Annotated in this window: 26 protein-coding genes, 1 tRNA gene and 1 pseudogene; 14 read left to right on the top strand and 14 right to left on the bottom strand. The window is 64.2% G+C overall.

Annotated elements, in window-relative coordinates; genetic code table 11:
- Window positions 1-94: 94 nt before the first annotated feature.
- Window positions 95-1180, bottom strand: coding sequence for a 3-phosphoserine/phosphohydroxythreonine transaminase (gene serC, locus ACFQ0E_RS14600; RefSeq protein ID WP_386825023.1), 1086 nt, complete (start codon window positions 1178-1180; stop codon window positions 95-97).
- 36 nt (window positions 1181-1216) lie between these two features.
- Between serC and ACFQ0E_RS14595 the strand changes: the two genes are divergently transcribed.
- Genes ACFQ0E_RS14595 through msrQ form a run of 3 tightly spaced genes read left to right on the top strand, consistent with a single transcriptional unit; the run spans window position 1217 to window position 3147 of the window.
- Window positions 1217-1456 (top strand): hypothetical protein, encoded by a 240-nt coding sequence (locus tag ACFQ0E_RS14595; protein ID WP_386825021.1) that lies wholly within the window; start codon window positions 1217-1219, stop codon window positions 1454-1456.
- Window positions 1457-1516: 60 nt separating this feature from the next.
- Complete coding sequence (gene msrP, locus ACFQ0E_RS14590; protein WP_386825020.1) at window positions 1517-2512, top strand: protein-methionine-sulfoxide reductase catalytic subunit MsrP; 996 nt, start codon at window positions 1517-1519, stop codon at window positions 2510-2512.
- A complete protein-coding gene (gene msrQ / locus ACFQ0E_RS14585) occupies window positions 2512-3147 on the top strand; it encodes a protein-methionine-sulfoxide reductase heme-binding subunit MsrQ (protein ID WP_386825018.1) in 636 nt (211 codons plus the stop codon). The genes msrP and msrQ overlap by 1 nt, the downstream gene beginning before the upstream one ends.
- A 15-nt stretch (window positions 3148-3162) precedes the next feature.
- Here the strand turns inward: msrQ and ACFQ0E_RS14580 are convergent, their stop codons facing one another.
- On the bottom strand, window positions 3163-3963 hold the full coding sequence (locus tag ACFQ0E_RS14580) for an FHA domain-containing protein (protein ID WP_386825017.1): 801 nt from the start codon (window positions 3961-3963) through the stop codon (window positions 3163-3165).
- A gap of 114 nt (window positions 3964-4077) precedes the next feature.
- Here ACFQ0E_RS14580 and ACFQ0E_RS14575 point away from each other — a divergent pair, with 114 nt between their 5' ends.
- The gene (locus tag ACFQ0E_RS14575; protein WP_386825015.1) at window positions 4078-4353 is read left to right on the top strand and encodes a polyhydroxyalkanoic acid system family protein; all 276 of its coding nucleotides are present in this window, start codon (window positions 4078-4080) and stop codon (window positions 4351-4353) included.
- Between the two features lie 9 nt (window positions 4354-4362).
- Here the strand turns inward: ACFQ0E_RS14575 and ACFQ0E_RS14570 are convergent, their stop codons facing one another.
- Window positions 4363-5178, bottom strand: coding sequence for an FFLEELY motif protein (locus ACFQ0E_RS14570; RefSeq protein WP_386825013.1), 816 nt, complete (start codon window positions 5176-5178; stop codon window positions 4363-4365).
- Window positions 5179-5315: 137 nt separating this feature from the next.
- Between ACFQ0E_RS14570 and ACFQ0E_RS14565 the strand changes: the two genes are divergently transcribed.
- Both ACFQ0E_RS14565 and ACFQ0E_RS14560 read left to right on the top strand, forming a co-directional pair.
- The gene (locus ACFQ0E_RS14565) at window positions 5316-6602 is read left to right on the top strand and encodes a patatin-like phospholipase family protein (RefSeq protein WP_386825011.1); all 1287 of its coding nucleotides are present in this window, start codon (window positions 5316-5318) and stop codon (window positions 6600-6602) included.
- Window positions 6603-6750: 148 nt separating this feature from the next.
- Window positions 6751-7326: a phasin family protein gene (locus tag ACFQ0E_RS14560; protein ID WP_386825009.1), complete on the top strand. Its 576-nt coding sequence runs from the start codon at window positions 6751-6753 to the stop codon at window positions 7324-7326.
- A gap of 217 nt (window positions 7327-7543) precedes the next feature.
- Here ACFQ0E_RS14560 and ACFQ0E_RS14555 read toward each other — a convergent pair whose 3' ends face one another.
- Complete coding sequence (locus tag ACFQ0E_RS14555; RefSeq protein WP_386825007.1) at window positions 7544-9532, bottom strand: SDR family oxidoreductase; 1989 nt, start codon at window positions 9530-9532, stop codon at window positions 7544-7546.
- Between the two features lie 198 nt (window positions 9533-9730).
- Here ACFQ0E_RS14555 and ACFQ0E_RS14550 point away from each other — a divergent pair, with 198 nt between their 5' ends.
- The 4 genes from ACFQ0E_RS14550 (at window position 9731) to ACFQ0E_RS14535 (ending at window position 11793) form a co-directional block, all read left to right on the top strand.
- Window positions 9731-9988 (top strand): acyl-CoA-binding protein, encoded by a 258-nt coding sequence (locus ACFQ0E_RS14550; RefSeq protein ID WP_386825006.1) that lies wholly within the window; start codon window positions 9731-9733, stop codon window positions 9986-9988.
- Window positions 9989-10034: 46 nt separating this feature from the next.
- Window positions 10035-10661 (top strand): TetR/AcrR family transcriptional regulator, encoded by a 627-nt coding sequence (locus tag ACFQ0E_RS14545; protein ID WP_386825005.1) that lies wholly within the window; start codon window positions 10035-10037, stop codon window positions 10659-10661.
- 341 nt (window positions 10662-11002) lie between these two features.
- Window positions 11003-11206, top strand: coding sequence for a hypothetical protein (locus tag ACFQ0E_RS14540; RefSeq protein WP_386825003.1), 204 nt, complete (start codon window positions 11003-11005; stop codon window positions 11204-11206).
- 353 nt (window positions 11207-11559) lie between these two features.
- Window positions 11560-11793: a hypothetical protein gene (locus tag ACFQ0E_RS14535; RefSeq protein WP_386825002.1), complete on the top strand. Its 234-nt coding sequence runs from the start codon at window positions 11560-11562 to the stop codon at window positions 11791-11793.
- 75 nt (window positions 11794-11868) lie between these two features.
- Here ACFQ0E_RS14535 and ACFQ0E_RS14530 read toward each other — a convergent pair whose 3' ends face one another.
- Window positions 11869-12267 carry a hypothetical protein gene (locus tag ACFQ0E_RS14530; RefSeq protein ID WP_386825001.1) on the bottom strand — a complete coding sequence of 133 codons (399 nt, stop codon included), beginning with the start codon at window positions 12265-12267 and terminating at the stop codon, window positions 11869-11871.
- A gap of 43 nt (window positions 12268-12310) precedes the next feature.
- Here ACFQ0E_RS14530 and ACFQ0E_RS14525 point away from each other — a divergent pair, with 43 nt between their 5' ends.
- Together ACFQ0E_RS14525 and ACFQ0E_RS14520 are read left to right on the top strand one after the other, a co-directional pair.
- Window positions 12311-13303 (top strand): hypothetical protein, encoded by a 993-nt coding sequence (locus ACFQ0E_RS14525; protein ID WP_386824999.1) that lies wholly within the window; start codon window positions 12311-12313, stop codon window positions 13301-13303.
- A gap of 80 nt (window positions 13304-13383) precedes the next feature.
- Window positions 13384-13458: transfer RNA gene (locus ACFQ0E_RS14520), tRNA-Val, on the top strand.
- An 83-nt stretch (window positions 13459-13541) separates the two neighbouring features.
- Here the strand turns inward: ACFQ0E_RS14520 and ACFQ0E_RS14515 are convergent.
- The 9 genes and pseudogenes from ACFQ0E_RS14515 to ACFQ0E_RS14475 all read right to left on the bottom strand — a co-directional run bounded on the left by ACFQ0E_RS14515 (window position 13542) and on the right by ACFQ0E_RS14475 (window position 22602).
- Window positions 13542-14174 carry a DUF4189 domain-containing protein gene (locus ACFQ0E_RS14515; RefSeq protein WP_386824997.1) on the bottom strand — a complete coding sequence of 211 codons (633 nt, stop codon included), beginning with the start codon at window positions 14172-14174 and terminating at the stop codon, window positions 13542-13544.
- Between the two features lie 155 nt (window positions 14175-14329).
- On the bottom strand, window positions 14330-14914 hold the full coding sequence (locus tag ACFQ0E_RS14510) for a DUF4189 domain-containing protein (RefSeq protein WP_386824995.1): 585 nt from the start codon (window positions 14912-14914) through the stop codon (window positions 14330-14332).
- Window positions 14915-15395: 481 nt separating this feature from the next.
- Window positions 15396-15713 carry a DUF4189 domain-containing protein gene (locus ACFQ0E_RS14505; RefSeq protein WP_386825400.1) on the bottom strand — a complete coding sequence of 106 codons (318 nt, stop codon included), beginning with the start codon at window positions 15711-15713 and terminating at the stop codon, window positions 15396-15398.
- A gap of 185 nt (window positions 15714-15898) precedes the next feature.
- Window positions 15899-17101 (bottom strand): type IV secretion system protein, encoded by a 1203-nt coding sequence (locus tag ACFQ0E_RS14500; RefSeq protein WP_386824993.1) that lies wholly within the window; start codon window positions 17099-17101, stop codon window positions 15899-15901.
- A gap of 75 nt (window positions 17102-17176) precedes the next feature.
- Window positions 17177-17968: a hypothetical protein gene (locus ACFQ0E_RS14495; RefSeq protein WP_386824991.1), complete on the bottom strand. Its 792-nt coding sequence runs from the start codon at window positions 17966-17968 to the stop codon at window positions 17177-17179.
- A gap of 115 nt (window positions 17969-18083) precedes the next feature.
- On the bottom strand, window positions 18084-20546 hold the full coding sequence (locus ACFQ0E_RS14490) for a VirB4 family type IV secretion/conjugal transfer ATPase (RefSeq protein ID WP_386824990.1): 2463 nt from the start codon (window positions 20544-20546) through the stop codon (window positions 18084-18086).
- Between the two features lie 274 nt (window positions 20547-20820).
- A pseudogene (locus ACFQ0E_RS14485) lies at window positions 20821-21129 on the bottom strand (type IV secretion system protein VirB3); the annotation flags it as partial.
- Complete coding sequence (locus ACFQ0E_RS14480) at window positions 21122-21511, bottom strand: TrbC/VirB2 family protein (RefSeq protein ID WP_386824988.1); 390 nt, start codon at window positions 21509-21511, stop codon at window positions 21122-21124. The pseudogene ACFQ0E_RS14485 and the gene ACFQ0E_RS14480, both read right to left, overlap by 8 nt.
- Window positions 21512-21606: 95 nt before the next feature.
- On the bottom strand, window positions 21607-22602 hold the full coding sequence (locus ACFQ0E_RS14475; protein WP_386824986.1) for a transglycosylase SLT domain-containing protein: 996 nt from the start codon (window positions 22600-22602) through the stop codon (window positions 21607-21609).
- Between the two features lie 615 nt (window positions 22603-23217).
- On the opposite strand from ACFQ0E_RS14475, the gene ACFQ0E_RS14470 reads away from it, so the two are divergent.
- Window positions 23218-24885, top strand: a complete 1668-nt coding sequence (locus ACFQ0E_RS14470) for a type IV secretory system conjugative DNA transfer family protein (RefSeq protein WP_386825398.1) — start codon at window positions 23218-23220, stop codon at window positions 24883-24885.
- Between the two features lie 120 nt (window positions 24886-25005).
- Window positions 25006-26310, top strand: a complete 1305-nt coding sequence (locus ACFQ0E_RS14465; protein WP_386824984.1) for a metal-dependent hydrolase family protein — start codon at window positions 25006-25008, stop codon at window positions 26308-26310.
- The last annotated feature ends 1 nt before the right edge of the window (window position 26311 follow it).

The following is a 26311-nucleotide window of genomic DNA, read 5'->3' as shown; positions in this document are numbered from 1 at the left end:
CCGCCGTCGCCGGGGTGGACGCGGCATTCCGCTCGTCGATCCACCGCTGCAGGGCCGGGCCGGTACGCATCGCGCGCACCGGCCGTGCGACCGATCAGCCGTGGCGTTGCTGGAAGTCCTTCATGAAGTCGGCCAGCGCCTTCACGCCTTCGACCGGCATCGCGTTGTAGATCGATGCGCGCATGCCGCCGAGGGCACGGTGGCCCTTCAGCGCCATCAGGCCAGCGGCCTTGGCTTCGGACAGGAAGGGCTTGTCCAGCGCTTCGTCGTGCAGGAAGAACGGCACGTTCATCCGCGAGCGCACGGCAGCGGCGACTTCGTTGCGGTAATAGCCGCCGGAGCCGTCGATCACCGAATACAGCAGCGCGGCCTTCTCGGCATTGCGGCGAGCGAACTCGGCGACACCGCCTTCGGCCAGCATCCATTTCATGTTGAGGCCGAGCATGTACCAGTTCCAGGTCGGCGGCGTGTTGAGCATCGACTCGCCCTTGAGGTGCGAGGCGTAGTTGAAGATGTCGGCACGGTTCTGGCCCGCACGCTCCAGCAGGTCGCGGCGCACGATGACGACGGTGATGCCGACCGGGCCGAGGTTCTTCTGCGCGCCAGCATAGATCACGCCGTACTTCGACACATCGACCGGTTCCGAGGCGATGCTGGAGCTGAAGTCGGCGACCAGAGGTACGTCGCCGGTGTCCGGCGTGTCGCGGAATTCGACGCCGTGGATGGTTTCGTTCGCAGTGATATGGACATAGGCCGCGTCCTTCGACAGCTGCCACTCGCCGCGCGCGGGAATGTCACGAAAACCGCCGGCTTCGCTGCTGGCGACGGTGTTCACGGCGACGTACGGCTTGGCCTGCTTGATCGCGGTCTTGCCCCAGTGGCCGGTGACCACGTAATCGGCAGTCTGGCCGGCGGCGGCGAAGTTGAGCGGGATGAGCGCCTGCTGCGTGGTCGCGCCACCGGACAGGAACAGCACCGCGTAGTCCTCGGGAATCGACATCAGCGTGCGCAGGTCGGCTTCGGCCTCGGCGGCGACCTGGATGAATTCCGGGCCGCGGTGGCTGTGCTCGACGATCGAGGCGCCGGAACCGCGCCACTCCAGCATCTCGTCCTGGGCCTGGCGCAGGACGCTCTCGGGCAGGGTGGCGGGACCGGCACTGAAGTTGAACGCGCGCGACATCGGGAATTCCATGGTCTGGCGAAAGGGTCCCCGAGTATGCCGCAGCGCACCATCGTTGTGTGCATCCGGCAAATGCCGATTCGCCATTTGCCGATCACGCGCATCCTTTCAGCCGCCAGCCCCGTCCCTGCTCATGCCCGGAACGGTTCCATACGTAACCGTTTCATGCGAAACCACATCGGCAAGCCCATCGTCGGCGGCAAGGTGAACGATGCCTGCAACGGCATGCGCGACACGCGCAACCGGAGGCACGGTATCCACCTCCAAGCACCGTGACGCCATGCGATGCTGCCTCCCGCACATCGGCCGCCGGCATTCCCTGTCCACGGAGTTTCCATGTCCCAGTCCCGCTCCATTCGCGACGCCCTGCGCATCCCCCCCAGCGAGATCACCGACGAAGCGGTCTACCGCGACCGTCGTCGCCTGCTCGGCCTGCTCGCCGCCGCGCCGACCCTGGCCCTGTCCGGATGCGCCGAGGCCGAACCGCCGCCGCCACCGCCGAAGAGCGCGCTGACGCCGGCGCAGGCGAAGGCGCAGGCCAGGTCCGGCTTCCGCACCGACGAGGAGCTGACGCGCTACGAGGACGTGACCACCTACAACAACTTCTACGAGTTCGGCACCGACAAGGCCGACCCGGCGCGGGCGCGCAAGACCCTCATCACAAAGCCGTGGACCGTCGTCGTCGGCGGCGAATGCGCGAAGCCCGGCAAGCTCGAACTGGCGGACCTGATCAAGGGCCTGACGCCAGAGGAGCGCATCTACCGCCTGCGCTGCGTCGAAGGCTGGTCGATGGTGATCCCGTGGCTGGGCGTGCCACTGGGCGATGTGCTCAAGCGCTTCCAGCCGACCTCGAAGGCCAAGTACGTGGCCTTCACCACCCTCGCCGACCCGAAGCAGATGCCCGGCGTCCGCGTGGATTCGATCAACTGGCCCTACCGCGAAGGCCTGCGCATCGATGAAGCCATGCATCCGCTGACCCTGCTCGCCACCGGCCTGTACGGCAAGCCCATGCCGCAACAGAACGGCGCACCGGTGCGCCTGGTCGTGCCGTGGAAGTACGGCTTCAAGAGCATCAAGTCGATCGTGGAGATCCGCTTCGTCGAGACCATGCCGAAAACCGCGTGGAACGACCTGCAGCCCGAGGAATACGGGTTCTTCAGCAACGTCAATCCGGACGTCGACCACCCGCGCTGGAGCCAGAAGACCGAGCGCCGCATCAGCGGCAGCGCCAGCAAGCTGTTCGCCGAACGCATCCCGACCCGCCTGTTCAACGGCTACGCGCCGCAGGTGGCGGGGATGTACAAGGGGCTGGACCTGAGGAAATGGTTCTGATGGCAGGTGCTTCCGGGCGGTTCATCGCCGTCAAGACCTTGGTGCATGCGCTGTGCCTGACGCCGCTGGCGATCCTGTCCTGGCAGTTCTGGGACGTGTACCGCACCGGCAGCGACGCACTGGGCGCGGACCCGGTGGCGGAGATCGAACACCGCCTCGGCATCTGGGCCCTGCGCTTCCTGCTGATCGCGCTCGCGGTGACGCCGCTGCGCCAGTTCACCGGCCAGCCGGTGGTGATCCGCTTCCGGCGCATGCTCGGCCTGTACGCCTTCGCCTACGCGAGCCTGCACCTGGCGGCCTATCTGGTGCTGGACCTGCGCGGCTACTGGCTGCAGATCTTCGAGGAGATCGTGAAACGACCGTACATCACCGTCGGCTTCGCAGCCTGGCTGCTGCTGGTGCCGCTCGCGGTGACCTCGACCACGGGCTGGATCCGTCGCCTCGGCAAGCGCTGGGCGAGCCTGCACAAGCTGGTCTACGCCATCGCCGTGCTGGCCGTGCTGCATTTCTGGTGGCTGGTGAAGTCCGACATCCGCGAGCCGGCGCTGTACGCGGGCATCCTCGCCGTGCTGCTGGGCTGGCGGCTGTGGTGGCGATGGCGGAAGGCGCCCTCGAAGAAGCCGGGCTCGGCCTGACCGGCCCGTCTTGGTTCAGTCGCCGCCGAGCAGCAGCAGGGCCGAGATCGCGCCGGCGAGCATCAGGGCCGCCAGCAGCAGCCACGGCAGGCGATGGCCGCGACGGCGCGCGGGCGCCAGCGGCAGTTCGATGCCGTCGGGATCTTCGGCCGGCTTGGGCGGCTGCGGCGTGGCGACCGAAGGCGCTTCGATCACGAAACGATGGTGCAGGTCGAACACGATCTGATCGCCCGGCGCCAACACGGCATCGCGCACCGCCTCGCCATTGACCAGGCTGCCGTCACCGCTGCCCAGGTCGCGCAGCACGATGCGGTTGCCGATCATCTCGATGCGCGCGTGGCGCTCGGCGAAATCGGGGTCGTCGATGCGGATGTCCGCCTCGTCGCTGCGTCCGACCAGCCTGGGCGCCTCGAGGGTGAAGCTGCGTCCGTGGTGCCGACCGCCCACGCCGCGCACGACCACGCGGCAGTCGCCGCGAAATTCGCCGGGCACGTGGCGAAGGGCATCGGGCAGCGGCTCGACGCGACGCATCGACGCCAGCACCATTTCGACGCCGTCCAGATAGATCGCATCGCCCAGACGGAGCATGGCCATGCGCTGCACCGGGCGGCCATTGACATGGATGCCGCGCGCACCGTCGGCGACCGTCATCCACACGCCGCGACGATCGACGTAGAGCCGGATCGCCGGCGCATCGCCCTCGCCCGTGCCGACCAGACCGACGGTATCGCCGATGCGCCCGATGCCATGCACGCCGGGACCCAGCGGCATTTCGGGGTGGTGGTGTTCGGGGAACCGGAGCTTCAGGCCTTCCATCGGCACGCAATCTAACATGCATGCCGCGCCGTTGAAGGGGACGAAGGTCGATTCGACAAGCGGAGTGGCGTTAGACTCGCGGGCCATCCGAAATACGCCTGATCAGGAGCCCCCATGTCCGGTATCGACATCCGCCACCCGCATTCGCTGCCACTGCCCAAGGCGCGCAAGGCGATCGAGGAAGTCGCGGAGAAGCTCGCCGAGCGCTTCGATTTCGAATGGCACTGGGACGGCGACACGCTGCACTTCAACCGGTCCGGCGTCGACGGCCGGATCGCGCTGTCGCCCAAGGACCTGCATGTCACCGCCAAGCTCGGCTTCCTCGTGGCGATGTTCAAGGACTCGATCGAGCAGGAAATCCGCCGGGTGCTGGACGAACGTTTCAATTGAGTCAGCGCGTCAGCGGTTGCGCATGCGCCGCACGTCGCGCCCCGTCTCCCCGGGCGGATGTGCGTCCGGCAGCGGTTCGAACGGCCGGGGATGCCCGGCGAACAGGCGACGCGACACTTCCCGCTCGCTGCGCTCGATGTCGGCGATGAACTCGCCCACGTCGTCGAGCTTGGCGTAGGCGCCGAAGCCGCGCTCCAGGAAGGATTGCAGTTCGCCCAGCCCGGCCGCACGCGCGGGACCGCGCAGCACCGCCAGCAACGTGGCCACGCCCCGGGTGCGCAAGGCATGGCCAAGACCGTAGCCCGCGACCACGATCAGGTCGATCTGGTGCGCGCGCAGGCGCGGCATGCCCACCTCGCGGTAGGCGCGGCCGTAGAGTTCGTCGTCGAGGGTGGTACGGCGCGGCGCCAGCCGCTGCAGGGTTTCGGCGAGGCGCAGGTCGAAGGCATGGGTCAGCGCGCCCAGCTCGATCGCATCGGCCAGCGTCTCCAGCAGGGTCTGCGGCAACAGGCGCTGCATCTTCGGCACCACCCGGGCGATATCGGCATCGCGGCGGCTGAAATCCTGGTCGCCGTACAGGTCGGTCAGGAAGAATTCGGCCGCACCGCGCCGTTTCGGATCGGCCATGAAGGCCTCGAAGCTCCTCGACAGGCGGGCCGCCTGCCAGCGGCGCAGGATCGGCAGCCAGCGCAGGTCGTTGCGCGGTTCGAAGGTTCGGTCGTGGATCCGCTGGTGCCAGCCCAGCCGGCGGCGGAGCGCGGCGGCGAGGTCCGCTTTGTCGAGCCGGCGGCGACCGTGGGCCAGGTCGGGCGTGACGATCTTCATGCTTCGATGATCGGGGCGAGCCGGCGCCGGAACAAGGACGATCGTCCGATCCGGCGGGCCGTGCGGGTTTGATGCAGCGCAACGGTCCATGAACGGGCTTTGGGCTACACTCGACCAGACTCTTCCGTATTGCCTGCATGCTCTCACTCCACGCCGCCACCCGGCGCACCGCGCCGGCCCGCACGGGCCGCCGCAAATCCGCCACCCCCGCCCCGTCCTCCGCCCGCATCGGCCTGGCCATCGCCGGCGGTGGCCCGATCGGCGCCATGTACGAACTCGGCGCCCTGCGCGCGCTCGACGAAGCCCTCGACGGTGTCGACCTGACCCGGATGGACTGCTACGTCGGCGTCAGCAGCGGTGCCTTCCTCGCCGCCGGACTGGTCAACCGCATGACCACCGCCGAGATGTGCCGGATCTTCATCACCGGCGACAGCGACGACGTGCGATTCCGGCCCGAGACCTTCCTGCGCCCGGCGGTGTTCGAATACCTGCGCCGCGCCTCGGCCCTGCCGCGGCTGACCTTCGACTGGTGGGCCAGCCTGCTGAGCCCGCGCGAGTCGCGGCTCTCGGACTTCATGGTCCGCTTCGGCAGCGTCGTCCCCACCGGGCTGTTCGACAACAGCGAGGTCGAGCGCTTCCTGCGCGAGATCTTCTCCCGGCGGGGCCGCACCAACGACTTCCGCAAGCTCGAACGCGAGCTGTTCGTGGTCGCGGTGGACCTCGACAGCGGCGAGGCCGTCCGCTTCGGTGGCGAGGACTGGCGCGACATCCCGATCTCCAAGGCCGTGCAGGCCAGCGCCGCCCTGCCCGGCCTGTATCCGCCGGTCGAAGTCCGCGGCCGGCACTATGTCGACGGCGCCCTGCGCCGGACCATGCACGCTTCGGTACTGCTGGAGCGCGGCGTGGACCTGCTGATCGGCATCAATCCGCTGGTGCCGTTCGACTCCACCAAGGTCGACAGCGATGCCGGCCGCCAGGGCGACATCGACCCGCACCGCATCTGGCAGGGCGGCCTGCCGGCGGTGATGTCGCAGACGTTCCGCACCCTGCTGCAGTCGCGCATGCAGGTCGGGCTGGCGAAGTACGCCCAGCAATACCCCGACATCGACCAGCTGATCTTCGAGCCCAACGCGAACGACGGCGAGATGTTCTTCACCAACGCCTTCAGCTTCGGCAACCGTCGCAGGCTCTGCCAGCTGGGCTACCGCAACACGCTTCAGGACCTGCGCAAGCGCGCCGAATCCCTGGAGCCGGTGCTCGCCGCGCACGGCATCCGCCTGCGCCACGACATCCTGGAAGATCGCCATCGCACCGTGCTCACCGGCCTCGGCACCGCACCGCCGCGCAGTACCGACACCACCGCGAAACTGCGCCGCGCGCTGGACGAAACCGAACACCTGATCCGCAAGCGCAAACGCGGCTGACGCATCCCGCGACGCTTCACCGGCCACGCCCACGCCCGCCGCGCACGTCGTCGGCGGGTGCTGTCGCATGCGCGCAACCTCGTGTGAATACTCTAGACATGACGCGCATTCTGTTGCGCAATCGATCACTTGCCCGCTCGGAGGGCACATGGCCAAGTTCAAGAAGACCGCGTCGAAGAAGACCACCGCCAAGACCGCAGGCAAGACCGCTGGATCGCAGGCCGAAGCCGAGCGCCTGTCCAAGTCCCTCAGCGAATCCGCACAGCAGATCTGGCTCGCCGGCGTCGGCGCCTTTTCCCGCGCGCAGGCCGAAGGCACCAAGCTGTTCGAAGGCCTGGTCAAGGAAGGCATGGGTCTGGAGCAGACCGTGCGCAAGTTCGCCGGCGGTCGCGCCGAAGTGGTCCGCGACGCCGTCGAGAACCGCGTCGGCCAGGCCCGCGAGCGCGCCACCGACACCTGGGACAAGCTGGAAAAGGTCTTCGAGGACCGCGTCCAGCGCGCGCTGGTCAAGCTCGGCGTGCCGAGCCGCGAAGACCTCAACGACCTGAGCGATCGCGTCGAGGCCCTGACTGCCGAACTTCGTCGCCAGGGCGGCGCCGCGCCGACCGCCAAGCGCAAGCCGGCAGCCAAGGCACCGAAGGCCGCAAAGGCCCCGGCGAAGAAGGCCACCAAGCGCGCGCCGCGCAAGGCCAAGGTCGCCGCCAGCGAGTCGCAGGACGCCTGACCTCCCCCCGCAACCATCTCTCTCTCGTCGCGCAAGCGACGTCCCTTCGGCAGCGATCCTGCCGCTTGACCCGTCGATCCCGCACGAAGTCCGTCGCTCCCCTCCCCTCACGGCTTCCGATCGACGGGTTTCTTTTATTCGCCGCGCGTCGCTTGCGGCAAAACGAAAGGCAGCCTCGCGGCTGCCTTTCGCGTTTGCGTCGCCGGGAAACCGGGCGTTACCAGTGCACGCCCCGCATCAGTGCGGCGAAGGCGATCTGCTCCTGGCTGGGCTGTTCTTCCTTCAGCGCCTTGCGGTCGCCCTTGGCCGCAGCCGAATCCGGGAACAGCTCGAACGCGGTGTTCATGATGACCTCGTACGCCTTCGGCGCGACCGCGTTGAGCAAGGCCGAGAAGATGCCGAGTCGGGTCGCGATGCGGCTCGGCTTCTCGATGATGCCCTTGACCACCAGGTCCGCGGCCTCGTCGGTGCTGAGCGTCGGCACGCTTTCGTACATCTTGGTCGGTGCGATCATCGGCGTGCGCACCAGCGGCATGTTGATCGTCGTGAAACTGATCCCCTTGCCGGAGAGTTCGCCCTGCGCGCAGCGGCTGAAGGCATCCAGCGCCGCCTTCGAGGCGACGTAGGCCGAGAACCGCGGCGAATTGGCCAGCACGCCGATCGAACTGATGTTGATGATGTGACCCTTCCGGCGCTGCACCATCGTCGGCATGAAGCCCATGATCAGGCGCAGGCAGCCGAAGTAGTTCAGCTGCATGGTGCGCTCGAAGTCGTGGAAGCGGTCGTAGCTCAGCTCGATCGAACGACGGATCGAACGACCGGCGTTGTTGACCAGGATGTCGACATGGCCGTGCTCCTTGAGGATGGTCGCGACCAGCCGATCGCAATCGGCCATGTCCGCCAGGTCGGCGGTGTAGGCGAAGACCTTGCCGCCCTTCGCCTTCATCTCGTCTCGCGCCTTGAACAGTTCCTCCTCGCCTCGCGCGACGATGATCGTGGTGGCCCCCGCCTCGGCGACGCGCTGCGCGCTCGACAGGCCGATGCCCGAGGAGCCGCCGGTGATCACGACGACCTTGCCCTTGACCTTGCCCTTGAGGCTGCGATCGATGAACAGGTCCGGGTCGAGGTGGCGCTCCCAGTAGTCCCACAGGCGCCAAGCGTAGGTTTCCAGGCGCGGCACGGCGATCCCGCTGCCCTTCAGCGCACGCTCGGTCTCGCGATTGTCGAAACGGGTCGGGTACGTGATGAACTTCAGCACTTCCTTCGGGATCTTGAAGTCGCGCAGCAGCATGCCGACGAAGCGCTTCACCGGCGGCAGGCTGCCGACCGCGCCACGGATGCCGCTGGGCACGAAGGCGAACATGCGCGCATCCAGGCGCATGGTCATCTCCGGCGCGTGGCCGGCGCGTGCAAACGTATTCAGCACCTCGCCGACGCGCATCGGCTCGGGATCGACCAGGTGGAAGCAGTGGCCGTCGAGCTTGGGCTTGTGCGCGATGTGGTCCATCGCATCGGCGACGAAATCCACCGGCACCACGTTGATCCGGCCACCCTCGATGCCCAGCATCGGCATCCACGGCGGCAGCATCTCGCGCATCTTCTTGAGCAGGGTGAAGAAGTAGTACGGCCCGTCGATCTTGTCGATCTCGCCGGTCTGCGAATGGCCGACGACCATGCCCGGACGGTAGATGCGCCACTTGATCCGCTTCTCGCGGCGCACCAGTCCCTCGGAATCGTGCTTGGTGCGCAGGTAGGGATCGTCCAGGCCCTCGGCCTCGTCGAACATGTCCTCGCGGAAGATGCCGGGATACAGGCCTGCCGCCGCGATCGAACTGGTGTGGTGGAAGCAGCCCGCGCCCACCGCCGCCGCGAGGTCGAGCGCGTTCTGGGTGCCGTCGACGTTCGCCTTGCGCTGGCTGTCGGCGCTGGCGGTGAGGTCGTAGATCGCGGCGAGATGGAAGAAGTGCTTCACCTTGCCGGCCAGGATCTTGAGCTGGGCGGCGGTGACGCCGCATTTCGCGGCGGTCATGTCGCCGTGCACCGCGACGACGCGCTTGGGATCCCAGCCTAGTTTCTTCGCCAGCGCATCGAATTTCTTCTGCGAATCCTTGCGCACCAGCACGTAGATCGTGCCCTTGCGCTTGAGCAGGTTGCCGACGAGGTAGCGACCGATGAACCCGGTGGCGCCAGTCACGAAATAGCTCATATCCTTGCCCTCATTGGGATCAGGCCCGCGGCGCGGTCCGAAGCGGTTACGTTGCCAGAGCCGGCGGGCAAGAACAATCCGGCGCCGTAGGGTCCGGCGAGGCGTCCTGGCGCGGACCACCCGGACGCCGGACGGCATCGTATTGACCCGCCGGCCCGGCCCATGCTGTCATGCCGCATCGACGGAGGAATCGAAACCATGTCCGATCTGCAGAAGCTGTTCGAGCAAGCCGCCAAGGACGTCCAGGGCCTGTCCGAACGTCCCGACAACGAGACCCTGCTGCGCCTGTATGCCCTCTACAAGCAGGGTGCCGAGGGCGACGTCCACGGCGACAAGCCGGGCTTCTTCGATTTCGTCGGCACGGCAAAGTACGAAGCCTGGGCCAAGCTCAAGGGCACGGCGAAGGACGACGCCATGAAGAAATACGTCGACCTGGTGAAGAAGCTCGTTGGCTGACCTTTCCGCCAGCCCCACCCGGAAGCCCGCCCGGAAACCCGCCGGCATGGCGAAGCAGACACGACAGCGCATCCTCGATGCCTCGCTTGCGATGTTCAACGCGCAGGGCGAGCCCAACGTCACCACGAACCATATCGCGGACGAGCTGGAGATCAGCCCGGGCAACCTGTACTACCACTTCCGCAACAAGGACGACATCATCGAGCAGCTCTTCGCGCGCTACGAAGAGCGGATGGACAACGCGCTGGCCTCGCCCTCGGGCCGGCTGCCCCAGCTGGAGGACATCTGGCTGCAACTGCATCTCGTGTTCGAGTGCATCTGGGACTACCGCTTCCTCTATCGCGACCTGGTCGAGATCCTCAGCCGCAACCGGCGCATGCGCATGCGCTTCGCGCGCATCCTCAAGCGCGCCGACGACCGCGCGCACATCGTGATGCGCGGCCTGTGCCAGGCGGAAGTGATGCGCGCCTCCGCGGACGAGCTCGACGCCGCCGCGACCAACATCCTCGTGCTGTCGACCTTCTGGCTCAACTACTCCGCCGCGCGTGGCGACCGCGACGAACAGGTCGCGATCCGCCAGGGGATCGTCCAGGTCATGATGCTGCTGGCCCCTTTCCTCCGCGACGCCGAGCGCGTGCACCTCAACACGCTGATCCGCGCCTATTTCGAGTGATCGCCCTGGACGCCTGTCCTGAACCGTGAGCCAACCTGCAAAACCGGATGACCTGCCGCGCTAGAGTACGCGCCGCAGGGAAAGCAGCATTCGAAGCCATAGCGACGGAAGCGTCTTCGGCCAAGCCCAGGGACAGGGGACTGGACGGCTCGCATCGACCATCGTTCCAGCTGCGGAGCTCTTCCTGCCGGATTGGCTTGCCTTTTGCCCAGCCACGCAACGGGTGCATGCAAGACATTCCGCGACTTGCACCACAAGGACGGTCCAGCCGTTCCCGGCTGTTCAATTCCGTGGATCCCGCCCTGCACGAATGGGCTTTCTCTCAAGAAAGGAATCTTCACATGAAGCACTTGCGCGTCATGCTGGCCACGCTCGCGACCACGATGCTGCTGACATCGAGCGTCACGCAGGCACAGCCCTTCTACTCCTGCGGCAACTGTTACTGGGAATACCTGCAATGCGTCCGTGCCGGCGACCTGGACGAATCCGAATGCTATGTCCGGTACGAGGAGTGCCTGCGCTGGAATCTGTGCATGGATCCCTGATCCATGCATCGGCAGGAAGGTCGCCGATGGCGTCCTTCCTGTCTGGGCACGTTGCCGGGGCGATCCCGGATAATGCGCGCCGTCCTGCTTGAAACCCGCCCTTCGGCGACACGTGCAGGCCACGCGTCTCACGCTCGATTCGATGCAGTGCAGCATCGACCGCAGGTCATCACCTGTTCGCTCTCAGCCAGATACTCGGGATCCGGGGTCGTCCTCCCATGTCACGCGATGTCTGCCGCTTGTCATGAAATCCACGCCGCCCATCCCTGCTCGTACTCAGAGGCGATTGTGCATGCCGATGGCTTATTGGACGCTCGCTTGTACAGGGGAATCCACACGACAAGGACATGTTCATGAACACAATGCTGAAGACCGGCGCACTCGTCATCTCCATCGCTGCGCTTTTCGCGCTGCCCAGCGGCAAGGCGAACGCTTCGCCGCACTGGTACTGCTACCAGCAGTATCAGGATTGCCTCGCCTACGGTGGCGATGCCTGGACCTGCGAAGTCGAGTACTACACCTGCCGCGGCATGCTCATCCCGGTGAAAGCCCCGACGGCGAACAGCACCGGCAACAAGCCTGACTGAGTTCGCGGGATAGCGCACGAAAGCGAAAGGGCGCCATCGGCGCCCTTTCTTCGTCATGTGCCTGCGAGATGCGAATCAGGCACGGCGCGTACGACGCGCCACTTTCGCCTTCGGTGCGGCACGACGCGCGGTCTTGGCCGTCGGCTTGCGTCCACGGCGCGCGGTGCGCTTGGCCTTGCCTGCGGGCTTCAGCTTGGCGACCAGCGGCGAGATCGCCTGCTCGAGCGCTGCATTCACACGGTCTGCGGTGGTCTCCAGGCGATCGCGCACGGCGATCGTGGCCGATGTCGCCTGCGAACCGACCTGACGCACAGCGGTGAGCGCATCCTGCCGCGCACGCGCGGCACGATCGGCGATGGTGCCGACTCCGGCCACCGTGCGACGGCTGGCGATGGAGACGAATCCCAAGCCAGCCAGCCACAAGTGACGAGGCGTCGCGGTCGGGGTGATGCGGGGGGAGGTCTTGCGTGCCATGGATGGACTCCGTTGCGTGGGGCGCCGGAAAACCCGGCTCGGGATGACAACAGACTGCATCGTATGGTCAGAGCAAACACACTACGTTGCCCAGCCTTCCGCAGACGCAAGAAGCTGCGATTCGGGGCTTGCCTGCCAGGCCGTCTCGCGGGATGCTCAGCGCACATTCTGGAGGATACGAACGATGGCCAAATCCGCCTGGGCCCCTTTCCCGCATGATGCAAAGGCCTTTGCCTACACCGGCGATGCCCTCAAGAAAGCCTGGCCCAAGTTGCACGCGGGAGACTGCGAACCGTTCCCGGACGCCAAGCGCGCAGCCTCACTGATCAAGGCCGCCGGAAAGGCCGCTCCCAAGGGGCTGGATGCGGATGCACTCGCGGAAGCGCTGCAGGATGCCTGGCGCAGCTTCCACCACGGCGACTTCAAGGCCGCCTTCGAGGCTGGTGAAGCCCTCGGCCCCATCGGCGCATCGGTCGCGATCAAGGCGCTCGGCATCCATGCCACCTACCTCGTCGATGCCGACGCAGAAAAACTCAAGCGCTTCGAACAGGCCGCCAAGCTCGCCGAGGCCGCGATCAAGGCGCTGCCGGACGAGGCCAACAGCCACTATCGCCACGCCTTCGCCCTCGGCCGCTACAGCCAGGGGCTATCGATCACCAAGGCGCTGAAGGAAGGCATCGCCGGCAAGGTCCGCGCCTCGTTGCAGACCGCGCTCGAACTGGCCCCGAAGCACGCCGAGGCGCACACCGCCATGGCCCTGTACCACGCAGAGATCATCTCCAAGATCGGCGCGATGATCGGTGGACTGACCTACGGCGCGAAGGCTGCCGATGCCGAGAAGCACATCAAGGAAGCCCTGAAGCTGACGCCGGCCTCCCCGATTGCCCTGGTCGAATACGGAAACGTGCTGATGCTTCTGCACGGCGACAAGAAAGAGGACGATGCCGCCGCCGCTTACGAGAAAGCCGCCGTGTGCAAGCCCCTCGACGCGATGGAAGCCCTCGACGCCGCCTACGCCCGATCAGAAATCGAGTGAGCCGGGGCCTGGCAGCCAAGCCTTATCCGGACCGCTTGCCTCCCCGCCGCGTCCTCCGTACAATGGCCGCCCGCGACATCGGGCGGTTAGCTCAGCGGTAGAGCATTGCCTTCACACGGCAAGGGTCGCAGGTTCGAACCCTGCACCGCCCACCAGATCGGAAAAAGCCCGGAGCAATCCGGGCTTTTTTATGCCTCCGAGTATCAAGTCAGTACCCGGACATGACGCCACGGACCACTTACTCGTCGTAACCCGTCCACTCGTTGCTCGGCCTGACTTCCTTCACAGTGCATCCCGCTCCTGTCTGCTGGACACAGGCCTCCGCAATCGCCTTCTCTGCTTCCTTCAACGCCTTCTTCGCCTGGCGTATCTCGGACGTGAACTGCGGATAGGGATAGATGGCATGGACGAAGCCTCCGTCTGCCGCCTCAGCAAGTGCAAAGAGCCCACGATCGAATTTGCGCACGACCCGGCAGTCGCGGATAGCAGCGGCCTCGCAACGACGAAAGACCCGCGCCTCCGCATCCTCTGCAAAGACTGCATCAGCCGCGAGCATGTAGGCCGCACGGCCATCGCTTCGGGTGCCGATGGCCAACACCCAGTGCGCGGCGTGAATAGGGGCAGGACCACTCTGACTGGCCGAATAACCCGCACTGCCCGCCCCGGTGTCCACGCACATCGGAACGGAGGCGACGCCATTCGATCCCCCCGCCGTGCCTACCTGTTGCTGCCCCGCGCCGGGACCTTGCGGGCAGGGATAAGCCTGTGCGAGTGCAGTCCCGGCATAAAGGAACAGAAAACTCGCGACAACAAAGTGAATGGATGAATACGGCGCACGGACAAATGGTTTCATCACTGCATCATGCGGCATGATGCAATCACCAGCAATCACCAGCAATCACCAGCAATCACCGATTGAACGCGAAGATCTTCCCGGCAGTACCGGGAGAAACAGCCATGGCGTGCGAACTGAGCGTTGCCTTCGACGCCATGGATGGAGCCGGTTCGGTCATGCCGATACCTGAATCATTCGTCGTAACCCAGCCAATCGTTGCTGGGCAGGACCTGCAGCAGCTTGCAGCGTCCGCCCGCTTGCTTGGAACAGGCCGACAGCACGGCATCACCCGCAGTTTTCCTGGCTTTCTTCGCCTGCTTCATCTCTGAAGTCAGCTGAGGGTACGGATAGACGCCGTGGATAAAACCGCCATCCGGTGTCTGCGCGATCGCCAGAACACCCGAGTTGTACTGGTGGACGACGCGACAATTCCTGACGCCCGCAGATTCACAGCGCCGATACACGACACTTTCCGCCGCTTTTGCTGACAACGGATCTGCGCCAAGCGCGTATGTCGATTTGCCGTTAGGGCCAACGCCCATTGCAAGCACCCAGTGGGCAGTGTTTCTGGCAACAGGCCCTACGGGCACATGGCCTGAATCAGTCTGCCCTGCCTGACCGGCATCACCGCGGTCTACGGGTTCACGAATGCAACGCGGATCGTTCCAAGGCAGGCCTGCGGGGCAGGTGTAGACGTAGTCACCCACAACCTGCTGCGCAAGCACTTCGCTTGCGAGGAATGCAAATGCTGCGGCAAGAAAAAGATAGGGCCTCATGACCATCGCACACAAGGACTACTTATAACTCCAGTTTGTGACATAGGCCACTGCACTCCCTGATCCGCTTCGACAATTCCGGATCAGCCAACCCTCATTGAATAAATGCAGGCTGTTTAAAGAACCTTGCAACTGGAAGTCATGCTCGAACAAGGCTGAAGTGCAAGCTTGCCGGCCTGTCCGGCTATGCCTGCACTGTGGGGAATAGCTTCGATATCACCACCGACGATGGCATCACACTGATTATAAAAGAAAATCAAGACCTTACAGTTCTTCTTGGCACCGCCTCAGGCAATACAATCCGCTATCGCTGCGGCATTGGTCTTGCGCTTGCTGCGCTGGCTATGGGATGCACCAATCACGCGCATAGGACCATCGACTGATATAGCGCCCCAACTGATCACCAAAGAGAACCTACATAAGGAACACCACGTCCCGCATTTGAAATCAAAGCCCAATAAGAAGACTTTGCTTCTCTCTCTCACTGCACGCGCGCTGGGTAGCTGCACACAGTCTGAATCAATTTGCAGTTTGTGGTCCGAGATGCACAATCTCTGACTGCACCGCGACTAGCCTCGTCAACTGTCGGGGCACGGAAGGCCACAGCCTGAGAGTCACCTGCCGCCATGGCTCCGCATTGATTGTAAAAGGAAACCCAAGCCTTGCACTTCTTCGACCCACCCTTGGCTCGACACTCCTTGATGGCTGAAGATTCTGCTTTCCTCTTGCTACCCTGATTGTAGGAGGAAGCAACAACCTGCTTATCTCCATCGGCAGCGATGGCACCCCACGTAGTCATCCAAGAAGGGCCAGTATCCGGAGGCAGGCCTGATCCACCAGGCATCGGTGCACATCCCATAACTCCTGGGGAATTAACAGGATAGTATCCGGGGGGACATGTCCCCCCCTCAGCTAAAGCCGTCTTCGCAAAGGCCAAGAGCATAAAACTTAAAACGAGCAAGTTCGTGAACTTCATGCTGTTGCTCACTCTGTCCTAGGGCGATTAGAAGCTGTTTTTACAACATCAGCCTGAACTTGCTGTGTACCGTAGTTAGGATTGGTGGCAGGGTTGTTATAGTTGGGCGCAGGGGGAGCTGAAGCCTGCTGCGACGCCCCGCCCCAACCACCAGAGTAACTGCCACTGGAGGGATTAGGTGCAGGCGCTTGCGCACTCTGTCCGCGATATCCAGCCTCACCTGGGCGCTGACCAACATTGCCGCCCCCCTGCCACGCGGTGTAATGGGCGAAGCTACCGAGGGTGCCCTGGAAAAAGCTGGCAGCCATAGGTGGAGTGCTGATTAGGAGAACAGTAAGCAGGATGCCAATTCCGCCCTGCTGGACAGCAATGCCCATAAAGCCATCATTGAAATTCAAACCAAGCAAGCTACCTGCAGCAGCAGTGGCCCAGAACGCACCGGCCACGGCTACAACAACCTTGGTGGCAATAGCGACCATGGCCGAAAGCACTGCCATGGAAAACAGGGTTCCGATCCCATAAAGCAGCCATCGCTGGAAAAGCGACTTCGTCGAATCAAACAAAAGACACAATATGAAGATAGGTCCAAAGCCGATAAACATGGCCATGGCGACCTCATATAACAACAACATGGCCGCTCCAGTCATCGCCGGACCAGCCGTACCGACACCAGCAAGCATCAACGCCTGCTGCTTCTTGTCGTTGAGAATCTGATCGTTATTGACGATCTGCACAGCATCGATGCTTGTCATCGCAAGATGCATGTAAAGCAGATTCTCATCGATCTGCTCTTTAGGGGAAGTGTCATCTTCGCCCGTGACCAATTCGGTAATCGTCGCCTGAAGACCTTCGGTAAGGACTTCGTTGACTTCCGACCCAGCGACGCCCATCGATGTAGCGGCAGCAATGATGAGTGTCGCCTTGAGCGAATTCATCACCAAGGCCATCATCGAATCTCGACTTTGCCCAGTGACCATTCGGAGGCCCTGGAAGAACACCCAGCACATCATGACAATCAAGGCGATGCCGCCGATGAGAGCTGAGGCACGCCCCAGCACTTCATCACGGAAATCGTTTATCTGATCGTGGAGAAAGTCGTAGATCAGCGTGAAATAGCCAGCTTCAGCCCACGACTGGGCCAATGGATTGAGCAACATGTCCAAGCCGGATGCCGAGACATGACCAACAACATTTAGTATTTGATAATCCATTGCGCCCCTACCTACTCAAAACGATCCATTCAACGAGAATGCTGGCATGACCATCAGCCGCCACGGCAAACGAAGTCAATCTGCAATCTCAAGCGCACCCTTCAAGGCTGCGAGAGAAACAGCCTGGCCCATCAGGCCTTTTTTACCATTCAACATCTGAATTGCATAACCATTCGACTCACGCTGTAAACGATCAACCGCGGAATCGTATGCAGCCATCTTAGCCTGAGCGTAATTCATCTCAGTGATCTGCTGATTCATGAGCATCGTCGCACGAAGCATGCTCGCCCTATGAGCGCCTTCAGTCTTGTTGCCACCAGGGCCACCCACTTGCGACATGATGTTTCCAACCTCAGTGCTGCGGGCCTCTGCAGACTTCGCGAAATTCACGACATCGTTGTACTTCCTGTTCTTCAAACGCACGATCTGATTGCACAGCACCCATTGCTTCTGGACAGCATCATCGTTCGCGCTTGGCACCAACGAAGCGAAGAGACTGGCGGGATTGTCAAAGGAGAATCCACTGCCCTGAGGAGCAGGGCATTGCATTTCGGCACCATGGTCTATGTCGATTGTCCTGAGGCTGGTGTCGAAATTCGAAAGCATGAGACTCGGGTTCTGCACGATGCTGGTCACTTGGGTCAGCGCATCCTGGAACTCGGACAGCTGTCGCTGCCAGCGGCTGTACTGTTCCATGAATTCGCCCCAGCTCTGGGCCATGTCGGCGAGCGTGCCGGCGGTGTGGCCGGGATCGGTGACGACCCACTGGGCGCTGGAATTGCCGGTGAACAGGCCGCAGGCGAGGACGAGGCCTGCCATGAGCGGGGTCTTGCGGAAGGACGGGCGGGTCTTGTGTTCAGTCTTCACGGGGCACCTCCAGTGCGGTCCAGTCAGAGCGAGTGTCTTGGGTGGGGGATGGGACGGCCTTGCGGGCCGTTCCCTTGATGCTAGAAACGGGTTAAAGCGCGATTCAGGACAGGAGTCAAGCGCCGACCGCCTGACGGCCGCCTCCGGACGACTGGCCGGGGCGTTTGCCCGAGCCCTTGCGGTTTTCGTAGAAGTCGTCGAGCCAGTCATCGGGATGCAGCGCGCCCTCGGAAACGCCCTTCCGCTCGGCGGTGCGGGCCAGGACCTGGTGCAGTATTTCGATGTTGTCGGTCGAGGCCGAGATCACCGCGAGCGAGTCGTCCATGCCGCGCAGGTTGAGCTGGCAGACGCTGGACGCGTGACCCTGCTTCACCAGGAAGCAGCGCGAGCGTTCGTCCAGGCTCTTGACGACCTGGTACTCGGCTTCGGTCAGCTTGAGACCCTCCACGTAGTCGTCGCGGTTGGCGTTCGGGTTGGGCAGCAGGATCATGGTCGCGGTCTGCTCAATCAGTGCCGCGGAAATCGAACTCTTGAGCGCGTCCTCCGGGCTCTGGGTCGCGAAGATGCCGAGGCCGTTCTGCTTTCGGATGGTCTTCTGCTTGTTCTTGGCGAATTCCTTCAGGCCGCCTTCGCCGTCGAGGATCTTCCAGAATTCGTCCATGACGTAGATCAGCGGACGGCCGTCGATCAGTTCCTCAAGACGGTGCAGCAGGTAGTTGATCACCGGCACGCGCACTTCGGGGTTGTCGATGACGTCGGTGTAGTCGAAACCGATGATGTTGGCCTTCTGCAGGTCGATGGTGTCCTGCGGGTTGTCGAACACCCAGCCCAGCGAGCCTGCAGTCGTCCACTTGCGCATGCGCGCGAAAAGCCCGTCGTCGCCCATGTTGGGCAGGCTCTTCTGGAAGTTGGTCATGCTGCGCAGGTGCTTCGGCGTGTCGAGCATGTTCTCGACCGCGCGAAAGATGTCTTCCTCGTCGCGGGAGGTGTATTCCTTCTTGCCCGCCAGCACCTTGACGAGGTCCGCGAGGAACTGCACGTTCGCCTCGTTGCGCTCGCACTGGAAGGGATTGAAGCCGGTCGGCTGGCCATTCTCGAGAGCGAGATAGTTGCCGCCGCAGGCACGGACGAAGATCTCGGCGCCGCGATCCTTGTCGAAGAAGAAGATCGTCGGACAGGGCTCGTACTTCTGCACCTGGCTGAGCAGGAAGTTGATCAACGCCGTCTTGCCGGTACCGGACTTGCCGATGACCATGGTGTTGGCGATCGCCTTCTCGCCGAGCGAATTCTCGGCCGGGTGCGTGGCGTGGAAATTGAAGTAGTAGGGCTGGCCGTTGGTCGTCTGCAGGGTCGTGACGCACTGCCCCCAGGGATTGTTCTCGCGCTTGCCGGAGGCGAAGTTGTGCAGCGGCGAGAGGCCGAGGAAGTTCAGCGAGCTGACGTTGGCGATCCGGGTGCGGAACTTCCAGTTGGTCGGAAGCTGCGAGTAGAACGACGAGGAGATCGCGAGATCCTCCTTCGACGAGACGAACCCGCCGTTGGACAGCTCGGCTCGCGTGGACGCGACGCGCTGGCTGAGGAGATCCTGGCTGTCGGCGTAGATCGCGATGATGAAGTGGTACTCGCCGAGGATGAAGTTGCCGGACGACAGCTGGTCCATGGCGTAGTCGAGTTCGACGATCTGGCTGACGGCCTTGTCGCCCGAGGAGATCATCATGCCTTTGGTGCGGTCGAGCACCTTGAGCGCGTCCTGACGCCCCATGGGGCTGAACGAATGGGTGATGACGTACTCGAAGTCCATGTACTTCAGGCCGTTGAGGATGCCCGGGTACGTGGCGTCGCAGTATTCCTTGACGTTGAGGATCGCGCCGTAGTGATTGACGCCGTTGGGCGTGGTCACCACGAAGTCGCCGCTCTTGGCGGAGAACATGTGCCGGCTCACCGGCAGGTAGTTGTAGATGGGCGCATGCAGCACCGGCACCGGCTCTTCGATGCGGTTCAGCACGTAACCGAGGAATTCGAGGGTTTCCGAGAAGACGACGCCGTTGGCGCCTTCGTACATGCCCAGGCGATAGGGCGAGTAATCCTTGATGACCGCTTCGACGTTGCCGGCGAGCTCCATCAGCTTGGTGATGGCCTGCTCCTCCTCCGCCTTGAGTTTGGCGTGGTCGGTGCTTTTCTCGACGAAACGCTTACCGCCCACGACCGGTCGGTAGATCATCGTCATGTACAGGTCGTTCTGCATGATCTTCTGCGAGGAGAGCGCGCCGTAGTAGGCGTCCGACATCTCCTGGTTGAAGCGGTGGCGGAACTGGCTCTTGACGTTGATCCGGCGACGGCGGCGGATGTCGTGCACCCAGAACGCGACGTTGACGAAATCGGGCGCGCGCAGGGTCTGCAGCAGGCGATTGAACGTGTTGTGCCGGTGTTCGATCTCCCACTCTTCGCGACCGACGAAAGGAAGCCCTTCGAGATGCCAGGACAGCAGGTAGTCGCCGTCCCGGGTCTTGATAACCGTGGGCGAGACGTGCGAGGAGAACGGGATGAATTCGCTGATCGGCGTATCGGACGTGAACATGCGGTCTTGTGCGGTCGGTGCTGCGGAGCGAGCGGCCAATGCCCGTGATCGGCATCGGATGGGGAAACAGCGGGTTGCCGACGAAGCATGGCAGCCCGATCACATCATGTGCGACGGCACGACCCGACCTCGGTAACGAGGCCGGGTCGTCGCGCCGGGACGACCTGCGGCGTCATGCGACGCCGCAAGCGGTTCACCTCGCCCGGGACATGCCCGCCTTCGGATTCGCCGGCCCGGTCATGCGACCGGAAATGTAGAACGGCCCCGAAAGACGGCGCGCTGCGCCGGGCTGCGTGCTGCGGTGGTTGTGCGGGCTGAACACCCACATGCCACCGTGTGCCTGCTGGTTCTTCGCCTTCAGCCGGAACTGCAGGTTGAGACCGAGCAGGCGGAAGATCATCTCGTCCCGCCGCGCCATCTGCCGCATCGCGAAGATGACGATCGGAATCAGCAGCAGGAACTGCAGTCCGAAGTACATCGCGAGCAGCAGCGACCCGCCCGCACCGACGAAGAACGGTACGTAGGGCACGCCCATGAACATCGCCGGGCGGGTGCAGCCGCGGAACAGGACGTTCTTATGCATACAGCGGCAGGACGGTGTTCACGATGGCGAAGATGTCGCCTTCACCGGTGCAGCCGGCGTCGGCGCTGTCGCCGAGCAGCATCTTGGCGATCTGGCCGGCAGCGCCGATCAGCAGGCCGCCGATCAGGATCGGAGCGACGTCCGAGATGCGCTTGTGGGCGAAGGCGATCTGGTAGCCGGCGAAGATGATGGCGACCGTCACCACGGCGAGCGAGATGATGTTCAGGATGCCGGTGATGTTCTGCATGAAGCCGCACGCCTTGCCGCCTTCATCGGCGAAGCCGGCGAACGCGAGATTCGGCAGGGCCAGGGCGGCGACGAAAACGAGGGCCGTCATCGCGGCGGACAGGTGACGCTTGGTGTCGTGGTTGAAGCTCTTCACGGGGTTTCTCCTTGGGGGTGTTGGTGGGGTGGAACCTGGGGCTTGGGTTGCCGGCCCGGGCCGGCTCGGGGGTTGGAAAATCCTGAGGGGCTAGGCTAGAACACGAAGGCGCGATCCTGGGCCGGTGCATTGAGGATCATGGCCCTGTCCTGTGTCGGCATCTGAGACACGGGCGCAGGTCGGGCGCCAGTCGCCGGCACGACGGCCGGGCCGGAAGCCGGACCTGCAGCAGGCGCTAGCGCGGCGACACCGGTCGGGATCGCGCGCGTGGCGTCCGCGAATGCAGGCTTCACGACCGCGCGCCCCGGGAAGTCGGCGGCCGGGTCGGATGGCATCGCCACGACGGTCGGCTCAGGCTGACGCGCAGCGGCCTCCATCACCTGTTCGATGGAAGGGGCGGCCGCGGTGCCGACGGGCTCGACGCGCGAGGAATCCGACACGATGCGGGCGGCCCAGCGCGGTCGCGGTGACGGGGCTGCGACAGGGGAAGGCAAAAGCGGAGATGCCGGGAGGATCGCCTGCGTGGCGGCGGTATCGACCTGATCAGGACGGGCCTGATCGGGATCGGCGCGGCTGTACAGGGGGTGGCGGTCCACCGGGACACTGCGTCGCGACTCGCGCGAAACGACGTCGATCGGCGCGGCCCCGGTGGACTCGTTCGTCTCCCTGCCCTGCCGAAGCGAGGCATAGATCTTCTGGACGTAGCCGTGGCGGAAGCCGGTGGAGAAGTTGCCGGAGTAGTAGCAGCTGAAGGACTTGCCCCAGTCGCGGCCGGCGCGGTGATAGCACTCGGCGAGAATCTTCGACCCCGCGCGCAGGTTGGCGCAGGGCTCGAAGGCCTCCTCATAGGAGTCGAGTCCGTACTTGTCGAGGTTGTAGCGATTGACCTGCGCGAGGCCGATCGAGAAGTTGAAGCCGCGCCCCTCCAGCATGCGGACGGTCGCAAGGGCTTCGGGAAGATTCCTGGGCTGTCGTACGAGCCGGCCGCCGACCACGCCGATGGCGTATCGGTTGTAGGAGGACTCGACCCGCACCACGTGATGCATCACTTCGGACGGTACGGCCAGTCCCTGGCAGCCCATCAATTCCATGCCGGGCAACAATGCACTGCCCTCCCGTATTGGGCGACGGCCTTCGTCGCGCCTCCAATGCCAGCAATGTGGGCCATCCCCTGTCCTCCCTATTGCCCGAGTCAATATCCACAGGGCCGCTTTGCATGTCAACGAAAAGGGCGCGCTGATGATACCCCAAAGCGCGCATTCCGTCGCAGAACGAAACCGTGGAGGCCGTTCGACGATGCGGCTGCGCATGGTAACCCGCTTTCGCTGGTCGCACATGCAGATCCAGGACGTGCAGGATGTCTCGAAAAGGTAGAGAACAGGCTCTAGGATCGAAGCCATCGATCCGGAGGCGTGCATGCAGGGACAGACCGTGGCGAAGTTTCATCCGAAACCATTCGCTGCGTCGGCCCATGCCCCTTTCAACCATGCAGGCTGTCTTCCTGAGGCATGCCCCGGGGCACGCATACCCGGAGACCTTGTCGCAACACTCCGGTACGATGCCCGACGCCGCATCGACGGCAGGGCTTGCCGCCCTCGCCCTTCCCTTCGCAGGCCCATCCACGCGCGTCCGTCCGGGATGCGCGTCCGGGCCGCCCGTTCACTGCAGGACGCCGCAACGTGAGCCAACAGAACACCAAAGCCAAACTGATCTTCCTCGGCGTGCTGCTCCTGGCCGCCCTCGTCGCCGGGTTGTACCTCTCGGGTTACATCCTGCTGATGCGGCTGAAGCTGCCGCAACCGCCGCCGCTGGCCTGGGACACCTGGCTGGGCTACTGGAAGGTGATCGACGTCCCGCAGGTCGCGCCCTATGTGAAGAAGATCAAGTCGAGCGGCGCGTTCGGCTTCGGCATTCCACTCGTGACATGGCTGGCGCTGCTGGTCCTGGCCCTGAAGCCCAAGGCCAAGTCGCTGCACGGCGACGCCCGGTTCGCGACCGGCGGCGACCTGTCCGAGAAAGGCTTCTTCAAGACCCAGGCCAACGGCATCGTGGTCGGCAAGTTCGGCGGCAAGCTGCTGCGCCTGGGCGGCCAGCAGTTCGTGATCCTCGCCGCGCCGACCCGCTCGGGCAAGGGCGTGGGGATCGTGATCCCCAACCTGCTCGACTACCAGGAATCGATGGTGGTCCTGGACATCAAGCAGGAGAACTTCGACCTGACCAGCGGCTGGCGCCAGAGCCAGGGACACGAGATCTACCTGTTCAACCCGTTCGCCGAGGACCGTCGCAGCCATCGCTGGAACCCGCTGACCTATGTGTCCAGCGACCCGGCGTTCCGCGTGTCGGATCTGATGAGCATCGCGGCGATGCTCTACCCCGACGGTGCCGAGGACCAGAAGTTCTGGGTCAGCCAGGCGCGCAACGCGTTCATGGCCTTCACGCTGTACCTGTTCGAGAAATACGAGGACGACCAGAAGATCGGCTTCCCGTTCTCCAGGCCGCCGTCGCTGGGCGCGGTGTACCGCCTGTCCTCGGGCGATGGGCAGAGCGAGCTCAAGCCCTTCCTCAAGGACCTGTCGCAGCGCCCGTTCCTGAGCAGCCACGCGAAGACCGCGTTCGCGGGCATGCTGTCGCAGGCGGACGAGACCTTCGCCTCGATCCTCGGCACGTTCAAGGAGCCGCTGAACGGCTTCATCAACCCGATCCTCGACGCGGTGACCAGCGCCGACGACTTCCTGCTCACCGACGTGCGCAAGAAGAAGATGACCATCTACATCGGCATCCAGCCGAACAAGCTGGCCGAAAGCCGCCTGATCATCAACCTGTTCTTCAGCCAGCTCATCAACCTCAACACCAAGGAGCTGCCGCAGAACAACAAGGAGCTGAAGCACCAGTGCCTGCTGCTGATGGACGAGTTCACCGCCATCGGCAAGGTCGACATCATCGCGACCGCCGTGTCCTACATGGCCGGCTACAACATCCGCCTGCTGCCGATCATCCAGAGCATGTCGCAGCTGGACGCGACCTACGGCAAGGACCTGTCGCGCACGATGATCACCAACCACGCGATGCAGATCGTGTATGCGCCGCGCGAACAGCAGGACGCGAACGACTACTCCGAGATGCTCGGCTACACCACGGTCAAGAAGGACAGCTTCACCCGGGGCCGCGAATTCAGCCGCAGCGAATCCGAGGAGCGCCGCGCGCTGATGCTGCCGCAGGAGCTGAAGGCGATCGGCTTCGACAAGGAGATCTTCTTCTACGAAGGCATCCCGCACCCGGTGCTGTGCGACAAGATCAAGTATTTCCAGGACAAGTACTTCACCCAGCGCCTGCTGCCGGCGGCCAAGGTGGAGCCCATGGACATCAAGGTCTGATCGAAGCGTGACGGACGCCACGGCACGCCACCTGTGCGCGCCGTGGCTGCTGCGGGGCGGTCGGTGCAAGCGGGAGCGCGGCATCCTATGATCGGGGGACGACCTCCGAGGACTCCCGCCATGACCCGACACGCGCTTTCCGCCGCCCTTGCCCTCGCCTGCCTCGCGCCGCTGGGCGCCTCCGCAGCGGATTACGCCCTGAACTGCGGGCGCGTGTTCGACAGCCGCAGCGGCAAGATGCTCGACGCACGCACGATCGTGGTGCGCGGCGGCAGGATCGCGGAGGTGCTGCCCGGTCGCGTCGAAGCACCGGCGGGCACGCGGGCGATCGATCTGTCCGGCCACACCTGCAGCCCCGGCTGGACCGATCTGCACGTCCACCTCGGCAGCCAGTCCAGTCCGCGCAGCTACGAGGAAGGCTTCCGCCTCAGCGATATCGATTTCGCCCTGCGCGGCGTGAGCTACGCGCGCAAGACGCTGATGGCCGGGTTCACCAGCGTGCGCGACCTCGGAGGCAACGAGGCACCGCATCTGCGCGATGCGATCAACCAGGGCCTGATCGACGGGCCGCGCATCTGGGCTGCCGGCAAGTCCATCGCCACCACCGGCGGCCACGCCGATCCCACCAACGGCATGAACTCCGCGCTGCAGCACCTCGTCGGTCCGCCGGGCCCGACCGAGGGCGTCATCAACTCGGTCGAGGACGCGCGCCAGGCCGTGCGCCAGCGCTACAAGGAAGGCAGCGACGTCATCAAGATCACCGCGACCGGCGGCGTGCTCAGCTACGCGCGATCCGGCGATGCCCCGCAGTTCACCGTCGACGAGATCCGCTCGGTGGTCGATACCGCAAAGGATTACGGCTACCGCGTCGCCGCGCACGCGCACGGCGCCGAAGGCATGAAGCGCGCCGTGCTCGGCGGCGTGACCACGATCGAGCACGGCACCTACATGGACGAGGAGATCATGAGCCTCATGAAACAGAAGGGCACCTGGTACGTGCCGACGATCTCCGCCGGCCGCTTCGTCGCCGACAAGGCGAAGATCGACGGCTATTTTCCGGAAATGGTCCGGCCTAAAGCTGCGCGGATCGGCGCGCTGATCCAGGACACCGCCGGCAAGGCGCATCGCAGCGGCGTGAAGATCGCCTTCGGCACCGATGCCGGTGTCGGTCCCCACGGCGACAATGCGCGCGAGTTCGTGCTGATGGTCGAAGCCGGCATCCCTGCCGCCTACGCACTGCAGTCGGCAACGCTCCACGCCGCCGACGTGCTGGGCGTCAGCGACCAGGGCGTGATCGAAACCGGCAAGCGCGCCGACATCGTCGCGATGCCGGGCGACCCGCTGACCGACATCACCGCCACGCAGCGCGTCGACTTCGTGATGAAGGACGGCGCGATCTACCGCCGCCCCGGGCAGGAGCCGTAAG

This window comes from Lysobacter brunescens (assembly GCF_042677005.1).
Lineage (GTDB): Bacteria > Pseudomonadota > Gammaproteobacteria > Xanthomonadales > Xanthomonadaceae > Lysobacter_I > Lysobacter_I brunescens.
This window is presented reverse-complemented; position numbering and strand designations above follow the sequence as displayed.

Coding starts and splice junctions, on each gene's coding strand:
- serC (WP_386825023.1), bottom strand. CDS start 1,180: ATGTCGCGCGCGTTCAACTTCAGTGCCGGTCCCGCCACCCTGCCCGAG.
- ACFQ0E_RS14595 (WP_386825021.1), top strand. CDS start 1,217: ATGCCGCAGCGCACCATCGTTGTGTGCATCCGGCAAATGCCGATTCGC.
- msrP (WP_386825020.1), top strand. CDS start 1,517: ATGTCCCAGTCCCGCTCCATTCGCGACGCCCTGCGCATCCCCCCCAGC.
- msrQ (WP_386825018.1), top strand. CDS start 2,512: ATGGCAGGTGCTTCCGGGCGGTTCATCGCCGTCAAGACCTTGGTGCAT.
- ACFQ0E_RS14580 (WP_386825017.1), bottom strand. CDS start 3,963: ATGGAAGGCCTGAAGCTCCGGTTCCCCGAACACCACCACCCCGAAATG.
- ACFQ0E_RS14575 (WP_386825015.1), top strand. CDS start 4,078: ATGTCCGGTATCGACATCCGCCACCCGCATTCGCTGCCACTGCCCAAG.
- ACFQ0E_RS14570 (WP_386825013.1), bottom strand. CDS start 5,178: ATGAAGATCGTCACGCCCGACCTGGCCCACGGTCGCCGCCGGCTCGAC.
- ACFQ0E_RS14565 (WP_386825011.1), top strand. CDS start 5,316: ATGCTCTCACTCCACGCCGCCACCCGGCGCACCGCGCCGGCCCGCACG.
- ACFQ0E_RS14560 (WP_386825009.1), top strand. CDS start 6,751: ATGGCCAAGTTCAAGAAGACCGCGTCGAAGAAGACCACCGCCAAGACC.
- ACFQ0E_RS14555 (WP_386825007.1), bottom strand. CDS start 9,532: ATGAGCTATTTCGTGACTGGCGCCACCGGGTTCATCGGTCGCTACCTC.
- ACFQ0E_RS14550 (WP_386825006.1), top strand. CDS start 9,731: ATGTCCGATCTGCAGAAGCTGTTCGAGCAAGCCGCCAAGGACGTCCAG.
- ACFQ0E_RS14545 (WP_386825005.1), top strand. CDS start 10,035: ATGGCGAAGCAGACACGACAGCGCATCCTCGATGCCTCGCTTGCGATG.
- ACFQ0E_RS14540 (WP_386825003.1), top strand. CDS start 11,003: ATGAAGCACTTGCGCGTCATGCTGGCCACGCTCGCGACCACGATGCTG.
- ACFQ0E_RS14535 (WP_386825002.1), top strand. CDS start 11,560: ATGAACACAATGCTGAAGACCGGCGCACTCGTCATCTCCATCGCTGCG.
- ACFQ0E_RS14530 (WP_386825001.1), bottom strand. CDS start 12,267: ATGGCACGCAAGACCTCCCCCCGCATCACCCCGACCGCGACGCCTCGT.
- ACFQ0E_RS14525 (WP_386824999.1), top strand. CDS start 12,311: ATGACAACAGACTGCATCGTATGGTCAGAGCAAACACACTACGTTGCC.
- ACFQ0E_RS14515 (WP_386824997.1), bottom strand. CDS start 14,174: ATGCCGCATGATGCAGTGATGAAACCATTTGTCCGTGCGCCGTATTCA.
- ACFQ0E_RS14510 (WP_386824995.1), bottom strand. CDS start 14,914: ATGAGGCCCTATCTTTTTCTTGCCGCAGCATTTGCATTCCTCGCAAGC.
- ACFQ0E_RS14505 (WP_386825400.1), bottom strand. CDS start 15,713: ATGACTACGTGGGGTGCCATCGCTGCCGATGGAGATAAGCAGGTTGTT.
- ACFQ0E_RS14500 (WP_386824993.1), bottom strand. CDS start 17,101: ATGGATTATCAAATACTAAATGTTGTTGGTCATGTCTCGGCATCCGGC.
- ACFQ0E_RS14490 (WP_386824990.1), bottom strand. CDS start 20,546: ATGTTCACGTCCGATACGCCGATCAGCGAATTCATCCCGTTCTCCTCG.
- ACFQ0E_RS14475 (WP_386824986.1), bottom strand. CDS start 22,602: ATGGAATTGATGGGCTGCCAGGGACTGGCCGTACCGTCCGAAGTGATG.
- ACFQ0E_RS14465 (WP_386824984.1), top strand. CDS start 25,006: ATGACCCGACACGCGCTTTCCGCCGCCCTTGCCCTCGCCTGCCTCGCG.